Genomic DNA, 18,725 nt, shown 5'->3' with positions numbered 1-18,725 from the left:
CACTTTTAAACCGGCGTTGACACCAAGATCCTCGTACCTTATATCTGGCCTCACAGGAAAGCTCTCAAAGCAAATTCCGAGCACTTCGGCAACATGTAGGTTAAACAGGTCAATATTTCGCACGATACTTCCTTGGATTTAACGAATGCTCTATATCTTGGAGCGCCCTGTCCCGCTCGTCATAAATTGATCCACCCTCGCTAGCTGTCGCATTCTCCCGCAGTTCCTCAAGGACCTTTTGAACCATCTGGTCAGTGTCCATACATAGTGCCTGACGCACTCCATCAGCCGCGCGAAGTACGAGTGTCGGCTGCATAATCTTGTGCGCCCCGCAGCAGTTGCCTTTCAAGCACTTGCCTTGTCGAACGGTTGAATTTAATGGAGGCGCAGTCGCGTCTGACGCCATACTGCAGCTCTAACCCACCGCTCCCATACACAAAAAACAGCTTCCGGAGCTTAGTCTCAGCTTCTATGTATGCAGGCACTACAGTATCAAGAATATTGATACCTTCCCCTAGAAAGTTATCAATATCTTGCCCTTGAGGATTTTCGATGCATACCTCCACCTCGACGATATGCTCTCCTTCTGACTGGCGCACTTGAAATGCGAATATCAGAAGATACTCGTCATGCGACTCCGCCTTCCGCTTCATGAGCGTTGATAGCTTGCTTCTCAATGCATCCCAAGCATCCGCCCCCATCTTCCCGAAAAAACCAGCCGCAAGGGATGAGCCAACCAATCCCATAAAGCCGCCCACCACCCAGAAAATGCTAAGCGGCTCTACAGACTTCTTGTGCTCTTGGCTTGAGGATCCTTTCAAGATGTGCGTCAGTTCCTGGATCGTGCTCTGATCTACATCACTCAAGTAGCTTCTGTCCCAAATGATGCTTACGCTTTCAGATTTGTCCACGCGGTTCTGCACGATCTCCCGACCGTCCGACAGCTCTTCAATCTGACCTTCGAATACTTCCATCTCGGCTACGACTTCATATTCGCCATCTGTCCTTTCGCGTACTTCCGCTGATATCACTCTACCGCACGGACCACCCCTAGGATCGTGCTCTATGTTAATCGGGATGAGCGACATCCGGACCGATGCCGCAAGTTGTTCTAGAGCTTCCTTGGTGAGGCGATCACCGTGCTTATCCGGAAGTGTGTTGGACATGGGCGCGGTGTAACGCTTCATAGTTTCCCCTGGCGAACATTTGGATTTGGTCTCCACAACCAATTTCCCAGCAACTCTTATCGCCTTCGTTTAGCTGCGTACATGTAGCGAAGCGAAATGGGAGTCCGGTGTAGGGTCGGAGGCCCGAACTACAACAGTTTGTTAAATACCTACTCGAAGTGGGCCCCTAAAGTATCTCTTGCAGAAAGGCACCATGTACTCATGTCAGGCTTTGAATTCTGCAGGAATAAGTGGCCCACAATGTCGAGTAGATGATAGGCAGCATGTTCAGCTTTGGCTGCACCGTAATCTCGCTGTAGTGACAATTTCATTTGGCTGGGACAAAAGTTTTCCTTTAGCGTTGCCTTCATTACCCCGGGCGGCGGAAAGTATTCAGCTGAACTCTCAGGTACCGTGCTGCTCGTCCTTTGTAACGCATCCATAGCCAGCCGGATGGCCTTGGACTCGAACGAGTTTGACGGAATGAGCAATATTACAATGACAACAATGGCTAAAATGCCAAAGAACCCCATTCTCGTTCTCCCATTACCGACTCTGCTGGGCAGTATTTAACTTCAATTTGACTTCTGTTCAAATTAGGCAGAAAACCTCGTTGGGTCAATCAGTTCCTGAATTCTCATCCAGGGTGGAGTGTTGGGAAAGTGGCCGTGTCGACCACTTTCCCTGCTTTCGGTGAGTCGACTAAGAGGCGATCAGTTGCTTTTCCGCCCCCAAACCAGCGTTATCGCCAAACTGACCACAGCCGAAGCGGCCAGGGCACCCAGGAATGGCTCCAAGGTGGGAATGCCACCGGGGAAGCTGGCGGCCAGGACACCTGCCGTCAGGCTGCCACCGGTCACCCATCCAGGAATGATCGCGCCCGCGAGACCAGCAAGGCCACCGAATACGGCTGCGGTGGTAGTCATGCGTTTCCACAACCCCATCAATACCGGTATCACTGCCGTGGCGCAGAGCAGGTCGGCGATCAGGAACAATCTCAGTACCGAGACGCCCTGGAGTGCGACTATCACCACGGGAATCATAAGGAGGACGGTCACCCATCGTGCCGATATGATGGAGAGCCCTTGTTTTTCAGTTACTGCCAGGGAGGCCAGGGCGTTCTGGAGTGTGTCCACGGATGAGGCGACTAGTGTGAGGGCCAGTACCAGGGCGGGAATGGTCAGCCATGCGGGGGCGCCGGATAGTAGTGCAAAGAAAGGAATGGGTGGAGATCCGAGATCTGCACCGCTCATGGCGGCGGCAATGCCCAGGCCGCCGACTACGGCAACCACGATAATAGTCACCAGGCCGCCCAACAGGGCGCCGCTGCGCAGCGCCGAAGTATCGCGGGCGGACCACAGGCGCTGCCAGTAGCCCTGGTGAAACAGATTAGCGGCGGTTACGGCGATCACCAGTGTCAGGGCAACGCCCAGGGCACTGCCTACTGGCGCGGAGGGGGCGTCAGCCATTTGCAGTTCCGGTAGCCGGTCCATTGCCACGAATCCGACAATGGCCAGTAGCCCGATCAGCAGGAACGCCTGCCACTGGTCCGTGACGATGCTGGCTCGCAGGCCACCCCAGGTGGTGTATATGAGTGTGGCAACGGCCACGCCAAGCACCGCAAGGTTCCCATTCACGCCCGACAGCAATGAGGTGATGGCGCCGATGGCGGTGAGTTCGGCGGTGAGGAAGCACAGCATGTAGAGCACGGAGATCAGCGACACGTAGCGGCGAACCGATGAGCCATAACAGGCTTGGGCAAACTCACCAATGCTGCGGCCCTGTGGCAGGTAGCGCCGGATGGCCGGGCCACAGAAGGCAAACACGATAAAGGGCAGGGCGGCGCCAAGGGCGTAACCGGCCAATGCCACCGGCCCCACCAGGGCGCCAACTTCCGGGGGCGCGAAGAGTATCCAGCCGCCCATACCCGACGCCAGGAAGGATAGCCCAAGTGCCCGGGCGCCCTGACTGTTGCGGGCCGTCACGAAATCATCCAGGCCGCCATCGGCCAGGCGAGCCCGCAGCCCGAGCCAGGTGAACAGAACGAGTGCAGCCGCCAGGGCAGCTACCGTGGTGTAGAGCATGGTGTGTTTCTCCGTTAATCATAAAGCCGGGAATAGTGACATATTCCACGCGGTGCTGCGATTGACTGTCTGTCTTATGCTTTACTGTATTAAGTCACCATTCGGAATTGAACCGACGGGGGAGGCCCCACCCAATGAGTAATCGCAAATCGGAACTGGAAACCCTGCGTGCCGACCTTAAGGCACGCCTGTCAAAGTATGAAGCCCACCAGCATCGCCAGGGTGGCGCGCTGGAGAAAGACTTCGAAGAGCAGGCCGTACAGACCCAGAACGACGAAGTGGTCGATTCACTGGAGACGGAAACCCGCAACGAGCTGGCCCAGATCGAACACGCCCTTGAACGCCTTGCTGAAGGGCTCGGGGACGAATGTGAGGGGTGCGGCGAAGACATTGATCCACGGCGCCTGCAGGTTCTGCCCTACACCACAGTCTGCGTGAAGTGCGCCGAAGACTGAACCCCTATCACTCCCCCTGAATCTTGCTGAGCAGGTCTTTGGCCAGTTCAATGGCCTCTGACCGGTGGCTGATGTTCTGCTTCTGGTAGAGGCTGCGAATGTGCGTCTTCACCGTGGTGGAGGCGACTTTCAGGTGTTCGGCGATCTGGTCATTCGACAGGCCGGCGTGGATCAGACTGAGTATCTGCCATTCCCGGCGGGTAAGGGGAGATGTGCGGATCAGTTCGGGTACATCAGGCCGGTCGATAATATCCTGAATGATGGCTTCGTCCAGTGAAATCCGGATGGCGCGGCTGAAATCCCGTTGTTGCTGAGCCAGCTGGATCAGGCGTTCGGCGCGCTGCAGTTCCATTCCGTCAATCGCTTCGTCATTGATCAGCGCTTTCAGGATCACGATCAGCACCTTGCCCATACGCAGGAAGCTGCCGACGGCCCCGGTGGTGCTGGCCAGTTGGAGCGCGGCGACCATGTGCTTCAGGGCGTTCTCACGGTCTTCAGTGTCCCAGTAAAGCAGCGCCAGCGCGATATGGTTGCGGTTGAGGTCGGTTTTAAGACCCACCTGTTCCGCGACGGCTTGCAGTCCTGTCAGCAGAGGCTGCGCCTTGCTGTACAGTCCCAGGCTCATGTACGCCCGAGCCCGGTTGCGACCGTTGCATTGATTGAAGTGGTTGGTCGCCGTGGTGGGGTCGACGGGCGGTGCGATGGTCAGCCAGCGTTGTATGGCTTCCCGGTCCCGAACCGCATCCCAGTAGGCGAGCATGGTGGCGTGGGCATTGGCGACCCAGTCCAGATGATAGTCACCGGAGGCGAGCATTTTCTGCATCTTGGCGATGTAGTCCGCGCACAGGCTTTGCCGGCCCCTGGCATGGGCCACCTTGGCCAGCGATGTATAGCTTTGCACGTACCAGCGCTCGCCCTGGGCTTCCAGGATCTCGATGCCCTGGAGCGCACACCGCTCAGCATTTTCCAGATGGTGCCATTCCCACATGATCTGACTGCGGATGCGGAACAGGAATTCCAGTATCGGCAGGTGGTTGAGGTGGTTTTCCTCGGCGTACTGGAAACCCCGTTCCTGGATGTTGTAGGCCTTCTGCAACAAGCCCATCGCAACGCTGATTTCAGACTGCTGACACAGTGCCCAGAGCACGTTCTGGTGGGCCTGGTGCGCCCGGGCGAGGTGTTCGGTTTCCTGCATACGGGCGAGGGCTTCTTCCAGTTCGCCCTGAACAAACAGAGCTTCCCCAATGACAGAGGCCGCCGCCACCCGGGAGGTGGGCAAGTAGCGGGCTTCCTGGTCGATGGCCTCGCGGGCGAGGGCCAGGGCTCGTTCTCCATCCCCATAATTCATGGCGACCTGGGCACGAATGGCACTGAACTCACCATGCACGGCGCGCTGGGTGTCTTCCGTCATGGATGCTTCCAGACGGGTTTCCGCAGCCGACAACCAGTTTTCAACTTCGTCAAACTTGTACTGGCCCTGGGCCACCCAGGCCCTGAGCAGTGTCAGCGTCGGATCCTGGGCAATCACATCCTGGGGCAGGGCGTCGAGGCAACGCTGCAGCAGGATGAACTGGCCCTCGGTGAAAAACTTGCGGCCGTGAATGGTCAGTACGCGGGTGATACGGTCCGCGTCGTCGGCGGCGATGGCGTGGCGGGCGGCCTCTTCGGCGTGGTCCAGTTCCAACCAGGCGTCACTGGCCCGCTGGTGCAGCTGTTGCCGGTTCTCTTCAGTCGTGCAGCTCAAAAGGTGCTGGAGGTAGACGGAAAACAGCGGATGGTAGCGGAACCACAGGGCGGAATTGTCCACGGGCGTTATAAACAGCCCCATGGAGAGAAGGCCGCTGAGCAAGGCCTGGCCGTTGCTGTCGTCCATTACCCGCATGACCATTCGCGCGTTGAAGCGGTCCAGTATGCTGGTGCGCAGCAGGAAAGTTCGCTGCTGTTCCGTCAGCCCCTGGCCAACCAGTTCGTCAAAGTAGTCAAAGATGTGCTGGTTGCCGTACTCGAGCTGATCCACAAAATCGTTGAATTCGATGCTGGTCAGTGCCGATGCGGACAGAAGCTGGAGTGCCGACACCCAGCCTTCAACCCGCCTGACAGCCCGCTCGATGCTTTCCCGCGAAATTTCGAACGGCAATCGGCTGTCAAAGTAGCTCTGTGCTTCGTCTGCACCAAAGGCCAGATCCCGTGAGGTGATCTCGGTCATCCGTCCCTGCATCCTCAGTTGCGCGACGCCAATGGGGGGCACCGTCCGGGTGATCAGGACGAGCGTCAGACAGGCAGGTTGATGCCGCAGCAGGAAGCGCAGCGCGTTGTGGATGACCTCGTTGTCAATCAGGTGATAGTCGTCCAGCACCAGATACAGCGGGTCCCCGTCCAGCCCGTCCAAGGGAAGCTCGGCCAGGAGGTCGGTGAGAAAACTCTCCAGATCGTCGTACCCCTTCTCCTGCAATTTCCTCAGCGTGGCCTTGCAGCTGCCGGGAGCTGCAACCTCAAGTGACTTGGCCAGGTAGCCTGCAAATCGAGCCGGGTCGTTGTCGCCGACCTCCAGGCGATACCAGGCGCTGGTGGCCTCCAGTGCCTCAAGACGGTCCGCCACCGTGGTGGTTTTGCCATAGCCCGCGGGCGCATGCACCAGCAGCAGGCTTACCGGTTCCAGGCCGTGGAGAAGATCGTTGAATTTTTCCCGGTGTAAAAGGGCGGGTGGTGGTTGTGGGCTCTGGTTTTTGGCAGCGATGAACGTCAGTTGTCCCGGATTCAGTGTTGTTGTCATCAGGATCTTCAGTAATTGGTGTCAGACAGTGGCAAAGAATGTGATACCGGCTTTGTGGCTCTGCGTCAACTTCCCGTTGTCGCTATTTGAGGGGCATGAACCAGTTCTCAAAACCGGCAGGGAGGGCCCCTTCTGCAGCGGCAGATTTGAGGCACAGTTATCTTTAAGGCGTTAGCGATTTCGGTATCTTACCGTAACAAGATGTAACTCGGAAAACGTGATGTCTAATAATAACAGGGACTTCGTCTGACCATGCTGCTGGTACTCGCCGGATCCATCCTCACTTTCACTATGGCCCAGGAGGCGGTCGTCGTGGAGCCTTATGAACAGGGCACCATTGTGATTGAGCAGGATTTCGACACCAGCCCCATTGAGTTGAGAACCGACGCCCGGGTGGAACCTCTGGTGGAGCAGAAGTTCCGGAATATCGTGCGTCAGGCTTACGACTACAGCTGCGGTAGCGCCGCCTTGACCACGGTTCTGAATTTCTACCTCGGTAGAAACCTTGGTGAGCGGCAAGTCATGGAGGGGCTACTTCACTACGGCGAGAGTGAACGGATTGTGCAGCGCCGCGCCTTTTCCATGCTCGACATGAAACGTCTCGTTACCGCCCTTGGTTATCCCTCTGGCGGGTTCCGCGCCACGATTGATGACCTGATTGACCTCGATCACCCGGCCATCGTTCCCATCCAGCACGCCGGTTTCAAGCACTTCGTGGTGCTGCGCACCATCCGCGACGGCCGGGTGTATCTCGCCGATCCGGCGGTCGGCAATATCTCCTTCACGCTCGCCCAGTTTGAAGAGAGCTGGGACGACAACGTGCTCTTCATTGTGTTCCCCGGCAGTGACAAGCCGCTGGATTACCTGGAGTTGAAAGAGGAGGACCTCCGGTTTGTGGACGACCAGACATTGACGTTGCTGGCGTTGCAGAAGTTACCCGAATTCCATGAATCCACGGAACGCCGGATCAGAAACATGCTGGAACGCCAGAAGAATAATCCGGACGGCAGCGTTGAGAATACCCGGAAGCAGCTGTTCTACCGGCGCCATTAACGTGCCGGGCGCAAAGCCGGCACACAGGAAACAATACAATTAGAAATAAGGGAGTCAGGATGAATCGTTGGTTAGTGCGAGGTTTTATCCTTTTTTCCGTGACTGGCCTTTTACCAACCATGGCATTGTCGCAGGAAGGAAACGTAGACGAGGCGAGGGAGGCACTTGCCAGGCAGGAGGGTGACGAGGATTCATCCAAACAGTTGGAAGAGGTGTTCCAGGCAGCCGAGACCAGCTACTCGTTGCAGAAGAAGGGCACCCATTCCCTGAACTACTCGTTCGATTACTCCTACACCGGTGACCAGCGTCTCGACCTGGCGATCACCGACGGTTCAGTTCGCAACCTCGATGTGGTGCCGTCCGCGACCCACAACTTCACCAATGCGTTTTCCTACGATTATGGCCTGCTGGATAACCTGACTGTCGGTGCGCGGATACCCCTGGTGGTTAAGTACGATACCCAGGATGAACTGAACATCTACGATTTTGGCGATATCTCCGCGACCGCTCGCTGGCAGCCTTTTGCCTACGTGCCGGGCAAGATGTCCACGACGGTCTTCGGCACTTTCACAACCAAGACGGGTGTCAGTCCCTATGAGATTGATATAGACGAGCAACTGTCCACCGGCAGCGGCTACTATTCGGTTGCCGGCGGCGTAAGTTTCTCAAAGGTGTTGGACCCGGTGGTTGTGTTCGGGTCTACCAGCGCTACCTACAACCTTCCTGAGAGGGACCTCCAACAAGTCCGGGGCGCCAGGGTGTTACAGGAACTGGAACCCGGCTTCGGGCTTTCCGGCTCCGCCGGTTTCGCCTATTCGCTGTCCTACGACATTTCCCTCAGCATCTCCGCCCAGTTGAGTTACAGCGACCAGACCATCCTGTCCTTCAGTGATGGCACTCAGGCCGTTGCTCAGGACCAGATGAGTGGCTTCCTCAGTATGTCGCTGGGTACCCGCGTGAGCGATACCACCATCGTGAACACCAGCCTTGGTATTGGCCTTACCGAAGACGCACCTGATTTCTCGCTGGGCGTGTCCCTGCCCATCAGATTTTCAGGTCTCAAAGAGTGAGCTCAGCCTCTGACGTTTTACGGGAAGGGAAGATTTCATGGGAATAACCAGCCACAAGAGACAGATTGCCGCTGCCATTATGGCAGCCTCGGTGACCTGTGGTGTCGAGGCGCAGCTGGCACAGAACCTGACCATTCATCCCAAGGCATTGGCCCTGGGTAACGCCGTGACGGCCGATCCGCCCGGTATTATGGCGATCCATTACAACCCGGCGGGGCTGACCAAGCTGGATGGGCGTCAGCTTGAAGTTAACCTGATGAGCGTCTACCTGGACATTGACGCCGATTTCCACGCCCCGGATGGCTACGAGATTTTCGGCATTGATGGCCTGGAAACAGACCCTCTCACTGGCAAACAGCGGGACCCGGTCGCAAACAAACACAGCCATACTAACAACGTTGCCCTGTATCTCCCGGGATTTGGCATATTGCGGGCGCCGCCTGGCCCCGCCGTCGCCCCGTCTGCCGGTATCAGCATCAACCCGCCCGGGTCGAAACTGACCTTTGGCAACGCCTTCTACCTGCCCCTGGCCGCCGGCTTCTATCGCGACAAGGACGACCCGGGGCGCTATATGCCACAGGCAACGGCCTTGCAGCGGACAACTTATCTGTCGCCAACCGTTGGTTACAAGATCAACGACGAGTGGTCCGTGGGTGCCGGAATCCATCTGTCGCATATGGGGGTTGCCGCAGATCAGTACATGCGCGCCCCAAACATGCTATTGGGCGTTGCGGAGGTTCTTCAGGATGCCTTCAACTGCGAAAGTGGGGATGAGCCTCTGCAGCCATGGCTGGCCCTTTGCGGGGGTAATGTCGGGCCCTGGGACGACATTGGCGCCTTGAGTATCAACGTGCAGGAAACCCTGTCACCCACCTACGCGCTGGGTGTGATGTGGGAACCCAATGAGTGGTTCGCCTGGGGGGCGAGTTATACCTCCGAAGCCGACATGAATATGAAGGGTACTTTCGAGATAGAGTACACCGACGACTGGTCCGGCTTCTGGCAGAGCGTCAACGGCTCGGTGCTGGGTGCCATCACCTCGGCTATCCTGAGCTTGCCGTCCGGTGCCCCAAGGGAAGCGGGCAACGTCTCCATGGACCTGACCTATCCCCAGCATTTCCAGACCGGCATCAGCTTGGATGTCCATCCCAAGCTGACGGTCAATGTGGATGTGGGCTGGACGGACTACAAGCAGTGGGACGCGTTTGTGTTTCGCTTCGATCGTAACCTGGAATTCCTGAACGCCGCGCGGATTCTGTCACCGCAGAACGCCACTCCCAACACACTGAGGTTGCCTCTCGGTTTTACCGATCAGTGGAACTGGGGTTTTGGGCTGGAGTTCCATGCGTCGTCCCGTCTGGACCTTCGCGCGGGTATGGAAATCCGGGATTCGGTAATTCCCGATGACCAGCGCCAGATTATGGCGCCGTTCGGCGGTGCAAACCTCTACAGTATTGGTATGGGGTATCGGTGGGATAAGGATACTGAGATCGACATGAACCTGAGCTATCTGCAATCCATAGAAACGGTTCCTGCCAACGGCAGTTGTAACCTAAACTGTGACAATATTACCAATATCATCTACAACCCCTATGCGGGGCTGGATGTGAAAACCTCGCTACGAGTTGTCACGGCAGGTCTCAGTTTCCGTACCAAATTCTGACGCAAACGCGTTTACGAACAGGGTGTTTCGCCCCGATGTCCAAATGCCATTTTATGGTTATCGCTTGTCTGGCTGTCGTTATAAGTGGCTGCCAGTTGTCTGGCCCCGACGCCTCTGGCAGCCGCGAGGGTTATTTTACCTGGGTGGACGAGCAGGGGCGGGTAAGACAGTCGCCAATACCGCAGAGCACCGGTGAGAGAGATAAGGGCGAGGGCAAGGAGGCAAACGCTGAGGATGCTCCCCCAACTGGCTCTGCGGACTCGTCGGCTTCCGGGGATGCTTCTTCCAGCGGGTACCACGAAGAATTCAATCTCGAAAATTATCCCGATGCCAATCAGCTCGAAAAAGACGGCTATGTTCGTCCGGGCGAACCCAAGCCTTATTTCACCTGGCGTGATGCCCAGGGCAATATTCGTGTCAGCTATTACCAGCCGGATACCCGGACCGCTGTCGAGAAGGGGCGCATCAAGCCGCCGATTCAACTGACGGAGGCCAGTATCCACCAACCGGGAGAAACGGTCGGGCTGCCGGGCCTGCCGGAAGATGCTGACCCCGAAGCCATGGCTGTCCTGGGAATCGATCCCGGAGAGGAACGTTTTTTCCAGCAGTGGGCAGGGCAATGCTGTCAGGCGCTGGAACGGTCGGAGCCTGAGCAATGGCAGGAAGGTCGTGAATTCGGGGTGTCCATGGGTGACAAGGCCCCCCGCCATTCATTCAGCACGGGTGAAAGCCATTACCGTCTGGTCAGACTGCCGCCGGCGGAGCAAATTACCGACTTCATCCTCCACCTCAGGTCGTTCAATCACGAAGGAATGTTTGTGCCCTCGGTGGCGTTTCTTGATGCCTCGTTCGCCCCGGTTCGAATCGTGACCGACCTGGTGGCCAGCTATGTCCCTGAATCCTGGTACCAGTACGGCTACCTCCACTCCTACATTCCGGTGTTCCCGAGCCGGGGTGAGCGTTGGATGGTGATCTTCACGCGCGAGGCGGATCTGGCGGGGCAGACGGTTGTCGAGGACAAGTACGGGCCCAAGGCCATCCCGCACACCCGTACCGGTGAACTCAGTCTCTCCCGGGCTGGCGAGTGACGTTCAGTCTTCCGGCTGGCTCAGATCAAGCCATTGCTGTGACAGCCAATAATAGCTGCCATCGGGGGCCGGATGGGTGCAGTTGTAGCGAAAACGGCGGCTGTTAAAGCTTCTCGGCGCCTTGAGAATGACGTTATCTCCACCTGATACCTGGAAGTCTACGCGCCCCTGGCCTGAGGCAAAGCAGCTTAGTCGATCGACACTGATGGTTTCCGGTACGGTAAACGAAAGGGTAGGCGGGTTTTCCGAGATAACGCCGTCCGGCAGTTGGCTGGCATCGACTGGCAGCGCCTTGCTACGTAGTTTGTCTTCAAGGCTGTTGAGTTGTCCGTAGGCGTTCGCCACCGGGAATCGGGGCAGACGTGTGGCGGCGGAAGTCTCCCCGATGGCGCCGGATTGCTGTCCAAAGCCGAGCCAGCCACGTGCCTCAATCTTGCGTAATAACGCGTCGTCAAACTCGCCGTAGGGATAGGCAAACATCGGAACATTGGTCCCCAGTTTTTCGGAGAGGGTTTCCTGGGCCTCATCCAGGCTGCGATCGACACGTGCCTCCCAATCGTTATCGGATTCACCTGGGCGTTTTGCGAGGTGGCCGTGGTCTTTGCTGTGGTTGGCGATGGTCACGCCGTCGCGGTCTCTGACTTCCTGCAACTGATCCCAGGTCATATAGCCATGGCTGCCCACGGCCTCGGTATTGACGAATATGGTGTACTCATACCCCCGCTCTTGCAGGGCTGGCGCTGCCTGTGAGTAGACGGATTCGTAGGCATCATCAAAGGTGATGGCAACCTGGGACCTGTCGCTCAGCTCACCCGCCAGTGCTGCGCGGGTTCCCGATTCAAGCGGAACGACCTCCAGTCCCAGATCCTCAATCATATCCAGTTGTCCCTGGAACAGGGACACTGAGGTACTGGTGGAGGACGGCGTCGAGTCACTGACATGGTGGTACTGAAGCACTACCAGATCGGCATTGGCAGTCAGCGTGAATGCCGTGATGGGCAGGAGAAGGAGAGATCGGGTCATCATTCTTGGTGCCATTGGAGTGTCCTTGAAATCGGGAATTCCGGTGCAATCAGGTCCGAAAGTGTGCCTTGAGCACGGCGAAGGCCTGGTTTAGGTCCTGGATGGTTTCGGTTTCGCCACCCCGGTCCGGATGCGCATGCATAACTGCCCGCCGGAAGCGTTGTTTGACGTCGTCAAAGCCAGGGGGAATGGCATCAAAACCGAGGACGGCTGCGGCTTCACTCGCTTCTGTGGCGGCGGGTCGGTTGCCGCTGCGCCCGGCCCAGAAATCGTCCATCATCCGGTTTATGGCGTCTTCCGGCAGTTCGTACTTGGACAGGTCCAGGTAAAAATTCCGCAGTTCGTCCATGCGGTCGGGCACACCTGCGCCCGCCACCACAGAACTCTTGCGGAGTTGAATCACCAGTGGCGAAATGGTCAGGGTTTCTCCGCCGGTGGCGAGCTGATCCCGTAGCCGGTACAGCACATGGAACAGCAGGAAATGGACCGGATAGAGCTTGTCCGGTTCGCCAAAGTTGACCTCGCCAATCAGCTCCCAGGGCGGCTTTTGCAGGGTTTTGATAAGGCCCAGCTCGTTGATTCCGGCTGGGTGCCGACGAAGGATATGCTCGGTGGCAACCAGCAGGTGCTGAATCTGAAAATTCAGCGTCTCATTGGGCGCTTCACCATCCAGCGCCTTGGCGTCCTGTGTTGCGGTATCGGGTTGATTCATGCCCCAATGGTAGGCGACAGGGCGCCGTTACGGAAGAGGCATGTCCCGCTCCAACCCCTTCAGGAACAGGTTGGTCGCGAACCGGGTGGCATTTCTGGCTTCGGCCTCGGCCTCGGCGGGCCGATTGTGGGCACGGTAGGCCAGGCGCAAGCTGAGTTCGTAGCCTACCCCGAAGAAAGCGGCGCACAGGTACTCTTCGTCCATCTCCGGCAACAGGCCACGCTCAACGGCGTTCCTGACATCGTCCTCCAGGGAGAGCATGGCAAGCCCGAGAATGTCTGAGCCGAACAGTTCACGGATGGCACGATCGTTACGATGCGCCAGCTCATAAACCAGGGGGTCGCTGGCGGTGGCCCGGAACAGCGAAAGGTATGCAAAGTAGATGAAGTCTTCAGCGGAATTGGCGGACTTTCGGCACTCGGTAAGGTTGTGATTGAGGCCGCTTAGGAAATCTGTCAGCAGAGCTGCAAAAATGTCCTGTTTGCTGGAAAAATAATTGTAGAAGGTGCCTGCCGCCAGGCCGGTACGGCGTACGATATCGCGGATGGTGGAGTTGTCGTACCCCCGTTCCCGAAAGCACTCCCGCGCCGCGTCAAGAATGGCACTGCGGTTGCGAATACGGTTGAATTCCCGTTTACCGGTGGCTTCCGGTTTTGTGTCTAACATATCCATGTCTGTATCCTGTCCCTGGAACTTTTGCACGCGTATAATCCGACGCTCACTGACCTTATGAACGACGTTTTCCTATGCCCGAAGCAATAACTGCCAACTCCGAAACCGCCCAGGCTCCTGAAGCGGAGCGCAAGCAGAAACTGGAACTGAACAAGCTGCAGAAGCGCCTGCGCCGGGAAATGGGGCAGGCGATTGCTGATTTCTCGATGATCGAGGCTGGTGACAAAGTCATGTGCTGCCTGTCTGGCGGCAAGGACTCCTACGCCATGCTCGATATCCTGCTGAATCTCCAGAAAAGCGCGCCGGTGCGCTTTGAGCTGATTGCTGTGAACCTGGATCAGAAGCAGCCCGGCTTCCCGGAAGAAGTGCTGCCTGAGTACCTTTCGGCTCTTGATATTGAGTATCACATCATCGAGAAGGACACCTACAGTATTGTTAAGGAAAAAGTACCGGAAGGGAAGACCACCTGCGGACTTTGTTCCCGCCTACGTCGCGGAATTCTCTATAATTTTGCAGAAGAACACGGCGTTACCAAGATTGCTTTGGGGCACCATCGGGATGACCTGCTGGAAACGCTGTTCCTGAACATGTTCTATGGTGGCAAGCTGAAATCCATGCCGCCGGTTCTGCACAGCGACGACGGCCGGAACACGGTGATTCGCCCGTTGGCATACAGCCGGGAGAAAGACATTGCGCGCTACGCCAGCTTGCGCCAGTTCCCGATCATTCCCTGCAACCTCTGCGGTTCCCAGGAAAACCTGCAGCGTCAGGTGATCAAGGACATGTTCCAGACCTGGGACAAGCAGCACCCGGGGCGCCTGGAAACCATGTTTCGGGCCATGTGTAACGTTGAGCCGTCACACCTCGCCGATACCTCCCTGTACAACTTCCGTGAGGGTCACCGCCATTCCGAACCGGGCCAAAGTGCCGGGACGGTCGAGCCCCAAACACCCGATTTCGGACGGTTGGACGTGCTTAATATCTGATCGGTTCGAGCCGGTAGTCCAGCCCTTGTCTATCCGTGACCGGTATGCAAAAAGGCGGTGACAGGAAGGGTCCAGATACCGAAACCAATCAGCAGCAGTCCGACGATCTGCCGAAAGCGCTGGTGGTCCCGCAGTTTTCGGATCCAGGTGGCGGCGTAACCGGTGGCCAGCATGGATGGCAGGGTACCGAGGCCGAAGAACAACATGGTGGTGGCCGCGCTGCCCACCGAGGGTTGCAGGGCAGCCCAGCCCAGGGTGCTGTAGACCAGCCCGCAGGGCAACCAGCCCCAGAGTGCGCCAAGGATGAGCGCCTGGTGGAAATGATGCACCGGGAGCACTCGGGCGGTGAGCGGTGACAGACGTTTCCAGACCGGGGCACCGATGCGTTCCACGTAGCGGATGCCTTGCCACCACTGCCCCATGGACAGTCCCATCAGGATCAGCAGTATCCCTGCCATTGTTCGAAGTATCGGGCCAAGTTGCGTCCAATAGGCCGAGGCGCTGGTGCTCAGCAGCGCGATCAGGGCGGCAATCGCTGCGTAGCTGCCAATCCGCCCGCCATTGAAGGCGAGCAGCATGGCGGTCTGGCGAACACGGAAGCCCCGGCCAACAGGCAGTGCCATGGACAGTGACGCGCTGATCCCTCCGCACATACTCAGGCAATGGGTGCTGCCGAGCAGGCCAATCAGGAAGGCGCTGGAATAGCTCAGGTAAAGTTCTTCGCCCATCAGGATTTGTGGCTGTCGCCCGGCTCCTCGGCAGAGTTGGCATCCTGCTTGTGCTGTTTGGCGTCGTCCGGGATCATGTCTTTGTCATCGTCATAAAGGATGCGATGGGCCGGTCCATCAAGGTCATCGTATTGGCCGTTCTTGACGGCCCAGGAGAACAGCAGGATGCCTAGTGCCACCAGGATCAGCATGACCGGAACCAGGATCATTACGATTTGCACAGGGCTACCTCAAACGTATTGGGTGATTCAGTGTTCACGGTATCAGGACGTTGCTTCGGCGCCAACCGCCGGGGCGTGGGATACCGGGTTGCCTCGCTGCCTACCTAACCGCATGGCATTGAGTACCACCACCAGTGAGCTGAGGGACATGCCGATGGCCGCCAGCCAGGGTGGAACCAGACCCGCTGCCGCCAGGGGCAGGGCGCAGACGTTGTAGGCCAGTGCCCAGGCCATGTTCTGGCGGATGACGCGGCGTGTGTCCTGGCTGGCTTTCAGGGCTTCGGACAGTTGCGTTAACTGCCCGCTCAACAGCACTGCATCGGCCTTGAGTTGGGTCAGATCGGCAGCGCTTCCCATGGCCACGGACACACCAGCACCGGCCATGGAGGGCAGGTCGTTGAGGCCATCACCCACCATCATGATCTGGTGGCCCTGGTCGCGGAGGTTCTCCAGTACGCGGAGTTTCTCTTCCGGTGAGGCCTGGCCGATGGCTTCATCAATGCCGAGTCTGCCTGCTATCTGCTCAACGTGTCCTGAGCGGTCGCCGCTGAGCAGAATGGTGCGCAGTCCTGCATTTTGCAGGGCCTGGACGGCTTCTCTTGCATCCGGTCTGGGCTCGTCGTCCAGTGTGAACCTGGCCATCCAGCCACGGTCCGTGGCCAGCCATATCTCCATGCCTTTGGAGGTGTCGGCTTCCGGCGCCGGGCTACCCACCTTCTCTTCCACAAAATCCCGGTGGCCAATATAGAGGGGTGCCCCGTCTACCTGTCCCGAGAGACCACCGCCCAAGTGGTTTTGTACCTGCCTGGCGGCGTAACCGGGTATCTGGTGGAATACCCTGGCGATCGGGTGTTCCGAATGTTTCTCCAGGCTGGCTGCCAGTTGCCGGCATCGATCCGCATCAAGGTTGCCGAAGGTTCGGGTATCCACCAGGCTGAGTTCACCTCGTGTCAGGGTGCCGGTTTTATCGAAAATCACCGTGTCGATGGTGTTCAGGGATTCCAGAGTGTGTCCGCGTGTTGGAAGGAAGCCCAGCTTGCGAAGTCTCATGGTTGCCGACGTTATTGCCGTTGGAGTGGCGAGCGACAGGGCGCAGGGGCAAGTCACTACCAGTACCGAGAGCGTAATGTCGAAGGCATTATCGGCGCCGGCCATCCACCAGCCAATCCAGATGAGTGGGGCCAGGATCAGCACACGGCTGACAAACACGCCGGCAATTCGATCGGCCGCCAGCGCAACGGGTGGCTTCTCAGCCTGCACCCGATCCAGTACCCGCAAAATGCCGGACAGTCTGGTCTGTGTGCCGGCGCGGCGAACCTCAACCTCCAACGGGTTCTCGCCGTTGATGCTGCCAGCATGGACGGGATCACCCTCGCTACGGGTTTCCGGCAGATATTCACCGGTCAAAGCCGCTTCGTTAAGGGTGGAGTGGCCGCTGACGATGACGCCGTCTGCGGGCAATGTTTCGCCAGGCCGGATGCGAATAACGTCGCCGGCAGCCAGGTCATGGGTGGCGACGATATCACTGCCGTTCCCCTGGATGCGGTTGGCGACCATGGGCTGGAAGCCGGCCAGCGCGTTGCCTGTCAGCCCGGCGCGGTAACGGGCCTGCATTTCGATGTAGCGGCCAAGCTGCAGGAAAAAGGTGAACATGCAGACAGACTCGAAATAGACTTCCTCGCCGCCAAACACCGTCACCCAGGCGCTGGCAATATAGGCCAGGCCAATTGCCGTGGCCACCGGCACGTCCATGGTCAGGTGGCGGCTGCGAATATCCCTGAACGCGTTAGCGAAGAAAGGGCGAGCGCTATAGAACACAACGGGGGTGGCGACCAGAAGGCTGAACCAGCGGAAAAAACTGACAAACTCTGGCGACAGGTCATTCACCAGCTCGAAATACAGCGGAAAGGCCAGCATCATGCTCTGGAACGAGCCTATGCCCGCGACGGCAAGGCGGATCAACGCGGAGCGATGTTCGGCTTTTAGAGCCTTTTCGGCCTCATCGGCCTGATAGGGGCGGGCACGATAGCCCAATTCATGGACGGCAATCAGTAACTGGCTGAGTCTGGAGTGCTCCGGGTTCCAGACCAGCCGCGCGCGTTGGGTGCTGTGATTGACGGAAAATGACACCACGCCCGGTTGCCTGGCCATGTGGTTCTCCAGCAACCATATGCAAGCAGCACAGGTGATGCCGCTTACCAGCAATGTGGCTTCCTGGCCTGCGGTAACGGGAGAGACAAACGACTTCTGAACCAGGGGGTGATCCACTTCAAGGATCCGGTTCCGCTCGGAATCGCTGAGTGCCTTCGGAGTGACCGCCGGCTCGGTACGGAACTGGTAGAACCCGGTTAACCCTTCGGCACGAATGGTCTCACAGACCGCCTTGCAACCAAGACAGCAGAAGTGTCGCAACGCCCCTTCGAGTTCCAGGGTGATGGCTGGTGCTCCGAGTGCCGGTTCACCACAATGATAACAATCCAAGGGGGTCACCCGCGGTCTTCTGTGACCGCACTGAGGCTCAGGGAGCGTTGCGATGGCAGGCTGGACTCACCCTTCAGTCGCCATTGGTTGTCGGGGCCACGCAGGTCAAAATACCAGCGGCCTTCAATCGGCTGATTCAGCGTGGCGCTGTACAGCCCCTCTCCGATCGACCGGAACTGTATGGTGCGGTCGAACTCCGACATGGTCGGGTGATACAGGCTCAGTATCAGGTAAGGGTAGTTTGCAGGACCGGTGGCAGTATCCATGGAGAGAGTGATTTCCCGTTCGCCAAATGTCATGTCCGCCGTCAGGCCCAGGTCCTCGGCTTTCTGGTCGCGAGCGATCGCCATGTTGATCCCGCGACCTTCCTTGGAATAGTCATCGGTTACCATGGAGTTGTCGGTATTTATCGCGACTGTGATGGCAATGGAGCACCAGATGATAGCGGCGCCGGGGAATATCAGCAGAAACCACAGCCAGGGTTGCCGGTACCAGGGAATGATGGGTGCGTTTTCATTCATAGTGCTGTCTCTCAAGGCTGGTTTCCCTG

At 57.9% G+C, this 18,725-nt stretch carries 16 protein-coding genes; 6 read left to right on the top strand and 10 right to left on the bottom strand.

Going from position 1 to position 18,725, the window contains the following annotated elements; all coding sequences use genetic code 11:
• Window positions 1-284: 284 nt before the first annotated feature.
• Together B3M52_RS11505 and B3M52_RS11500 are read right to left on the bottom strand one after the other, a co-directional pair.
• On the bottom strand, window positions 285-1,187 hold the full coding sequence (locus B3M52_RS11505; protein WP_286749613.1) for a hypothetical protein: 903 nt from the start codon (window positions 1,185-1,187) through the stop codon (window positions 285-287).
• 692 nt (window positions 1,188-1,879) lie between these two features.
• On the bottom strand, window positions 1,880-3,250 hold the full coding sequence (locus B3M52_RS11500) for a sodium:solute symporter family transporter (RefSeq protein WP_286749612.1): 1,371 nt from the start codon (window positions 3,248-3,250) through the stop codon (window positions 1,880-1,882).
• Window positions 3,251-3,384: 134 nt separating this feature from the next.
• On the opposite strand from B3M52_RS11500, the gene B3M52_RS11495 reads away from it, so the two are divergent.
• Window positions 3,385-3,705 (top strand): TraR/DksA family transcriptional regulator, encoded by a 321-nt coding sequence (locus tag B3M52_RS11495; RefSeq protein WP_041334219.1) that lies wholly within the window; start codon window positions 3,385-3,387, stop codon window positions 3,703-3,705.
• 7 nt (window positions 3,706-3,712) lie between these two features.
• Here the strand turns inward: B3M52_RS11495 and malT are convergent, their stop codons facing one another.
• Window positions 3,713-6,478, bottom strand: coding sequence for an HTH-type transcriptional regulator MalT (malT, locus tag B3M52_RS11490; protein WP_085680179.1), 2,766 nt, complete (start codon window positions 6,476-6,478; stop codon window positions 3,713-3,715).
• Between the two features lie 252 nt (window positions 6,479-6,730).
• Here malT and B3M52_RS11485 point away from each other — a divergent pair, with 252 nt between their 5' ends.
• The 4 genes from B3M52_RS11485 to B3M52_RS11470 all read left to right on the top strand — a co-directional run bounded on the left by B3M52_RS11485 (window position 6,731) and on the right by B3M52_RS11470 (window position 11,352).
• A complete protein-coding gene (locus B3M52_RS11485; RefSeq protein ID WP_085680181.1) occupies window positions 6,731-7,531 on the top strand; it encodes a C39 family peptidase in 801 nt (266 codons plus the stop codon).
• 59 nt (window positions 7,532-7,590) lie between these two features.
• Complete coding sequence (locus B3M52_RS11480) at window positions 7,591-8,601, top strand: hypothetical protein (protein ID WP_041334221.1); 1,011 nt, start codon at window positions 7,591-7,593, stop codon at window positions 8,599-8,601.
• Window positions 8,602-8,638: 37 nt separating this feature from the next.
• Window positions 8,639-10,264 (top strand): OmpP1/FadL family transporter, encoded by a 1,626-nt coding sequence (locus B3M52_RS11475; RefSeq protein WP_075196246.1) that lies wholly within the window; start codon window positions 8,639-8,641, stop codon window positions 10,262-10,264.
• 95 nt (window positions 10,265-10,359) lie between these two features.
• Window positions 10,360-11,352, top strand: a complete 993-nt coding sequence (locus tag B3M52_RS11470) for a MalM family protein (protein ID WP_286749609.1) — start codon at window positions 10,360-10,362, stop codon at window positions 11,350-11,352.
• A gap of 3 nt (window positions 11,353-11,355) precedes the next feature.
• Here the strand turns inward: B3M52_RS11470 and B3M52_RS11465 are convergent, their stop codons facing one another.
• Genes B3M52_RS11465 through B3M52_RS11455 form a run of 3 tightly spaced genes read right to left on the bottom strand, consistent with a single transcriptional unit; the run spans window position 11,356 to window position 13,759 of the window.
• Window positions 11,356-12,378, bottom strand: coding sequence for a polysaccharide deacetylase family protein (locus B3M52_RS11465; protein WP_228209955.1), 1,023 nt, complete (start codon window positions 12,376-12,378; stop codon window positions 11,356-11,358).
• A 46-nt stretch (window positions 12,379-12,424) separates the two neighbouring features.
• Window positions 12,425-13,087: a DNA-J related domain-containing protein gene (locus tag B3M52_RS11460; RefSeq protein WP_286749608.1), complete on the bottom strand. Its 663-nt coding sequence runs from the start codon at window positions 13,085-13,087 to the stop codon at window positions 12,425-12,427.
• A gap of 27 nt (window positions 13,088-13,114) precedes the next feature.
• Entirely contained in the window at window positions 13,115-13,759 is a 645-nt protein-coding gene (locus B3M52_RS11455) for a TetR/AcrR family transcriptional regulator (protein ID WP_041334226.1), read from the bottom strand.
• Window positions 13,760-13,833: 74 nt separating this feature from the next.
• On the opposite strand from B3M52_RS11455, the gene ttcA reads away from it, so the two are divergent.
• A complete protein-coding gene (gene ttcA, locus B3M52_RS11450; protein WP_126812329.1) occupies window positions 13,834-14,745 on the top strand; it encodes a tRNA 2-thiocytidine(32) synthetase TtcA in 912 nt (303 codons plus the stop codon).
• A gap of 29 nt (window positions 14,746-14,774) precedes the next feature.
• On the opposite strand, the gene B3M52_RS11445 is transcribed toward ttcA, so the two are convergent.
• The 4 genes from B3M52_RS11445 to B3M52_RS11430 are packed head-to-tail and all read right to left on the bottom strand — an operon-like array spanning window position 14,775 to window position 18,696.
• Window positions 14,775-15,473, bottom strand: coding sequence for a sulfite exporter TauE/SafE family protein (locus B3M52_RS11445; protein ID WP_228209739.1), 699 nt, complete (start codon window positions 15,471-15,473; stop codon window positions 14,775-14,777).
• Window positions 15,473-15,682, bottom strand: a complete 210-nt coding sequence (gene ccoS, locus B3M52_RS11440; RefSeq protein ID WP_266101213.1) for a cbb3-type cytochrome oxidase assembly protein CcoS — start codon at window positions 15,680-15,682, stop codon at window positions 15,473-15,475. The genes B3M52_RS11445 and ccoS overlap by 1 nt, the downstream gene beginning before the upstream one ends.
• A 54-nt stretch (window positions 15,683-15,736) precedes the next feature.
• Window positions 15,737-18,184 carry a heavy metal translocating P-type ATPase gene (locus B3M52_RS11435; protein WP_286749606.1) on the bottom strand — a complete coding sequence of 816 codons (2,448 nt, stop codon included), beginning with the start codon at window positions 18,182-18,184 and terminating at the stop codon, window positions 15,737-15,739.
• Window positions 18,181-18,696, bottom strand: coding sequence for a FixH family protein (locus tag B3M52_RS11430; protein WP_286749605.1), 516 nt, complete (start codon window positions 18,694-18,696; stop codon window positions 18,181-18,183). The genes B3M52_RS11435 and B3M52_RS11430 overlap by 4 nt, the downstream gene beginning before the upstream one ends.
• Window positions 18,697-18,725 lie beyond the last annotated feature (29 nt).

The organism is Marinobacter sp. UBA2688 (genome assembly GCF_002352785.1).
Lineage (GTDB): Bacteria > Pseudomonadota > Gammaproteobacteria > Pseudomonadales > Oleiphilaceae > Marinobacter > Marinobacter salarius.
This window is presented reverse-complemented; position numbering and strand designations above follow the sequence as displayed.

Excerpts from the sequence above, each read along its gene's own strand:
- B3M52_RS11505 (WP_286749613.1), bottom strand. The coding sequence starts at position 1,187 with ATGAAGCGTTACACCGCGCCCATGTCCAACACACTTCCGGATAAGCAC.
- B3M52_RS11500 (WP_286749612.1), bottom strand. The coding sequence starts at position 3,250 with ATGCTCTACACCACGGTAGCTGCCCTGGCGGCTGCACTCGTTCTGTTC.
- B3M52_RS11495 (WP_041334219.1), top strand. The coding sequence starts at position 3,385 with ATGAGTAATCGCAAATCGGAACTGGAAACCCTGCGTGCCGACCTTAAG.
- malT (WP_085680179.1), bottom strand. The coding sequence starts at position 6,478 with ATGACAACAACACTGAATCCGGGACAACTGACGTTCATCGCTGCCAAA.
- B3M52_RS11485 (WP_085680181.1), top strand. The coding sequence starts at position 6,731 with ATGCTGCTGGTACTCGCCGGATCCATCCTCACTTTCACTATGGCCCAG.
- B3M52_RS11480 (WP_041334221.1), top strand. The coding sequence starts at position 7,591 with ATGAATCGTTGGTTAGTGCGAGGTTTTATCCTTTTTTCCGTGACTGGC.
- B3M52_RS11475 (WP_075196246.1), top strand. The coding sequence starts at position 8,639 with ATGGGAATAACCAGCCACAAGAGACAGATTGCCGCTGCCATTATGGCA.
- B3M52_RS11465 (WP_228209955.1), bottom strand. The coding sequence starts at position 12,378 with ATGATGACCCGATCTCTCCTTCTCCTGCCCATCACGGCATTCACGCTG.
- B3M52_RS11460 (WP_286749608.1), bottom strand. The coding sequence starts at position 13,087 with ATGAATCAACCCGATACCGCAACACAGGACGCCAAGGCGCTGGATGGT.
- B3M52_RS11455 (WP_041334226.1), bottom strand. The coding sequence starts at position 13,759 with ATGGATATGTTAGACACAAAACCGGAAGCCACCGGTAAACGGGAATTC.
- ttcA (WP_126812329.1), top strand. The coding sequence starts at position 13,834 with ATGCCCGAAGCAATAACTGCCAACTCCGAAACCGCCCAGGCTCCTGAA.
- B3M52_RS11445 (WP_228209739.1), bottom strand. The coding sequence starts at position 15,473 with ATGGGCGAAGAACTTTACCTGAGCTATTCCAGCGCCTTCCTGATTGGC.
- ccoS (WP_266101213.1), bottom strand. The coding sequence starts at position 15,682 with ATGATCCTGGTTCCGGTCATGCTGATCCTGGTGGCACTAGGCATCCTG.
- B3M52_RS11430 (WP_286749605.1), bottom strand. The coding sequence starts at position 18,696 with ATGAATGAAAACGCACCCATCATTCCCTGGTACCGGCAACCCTGGCTG.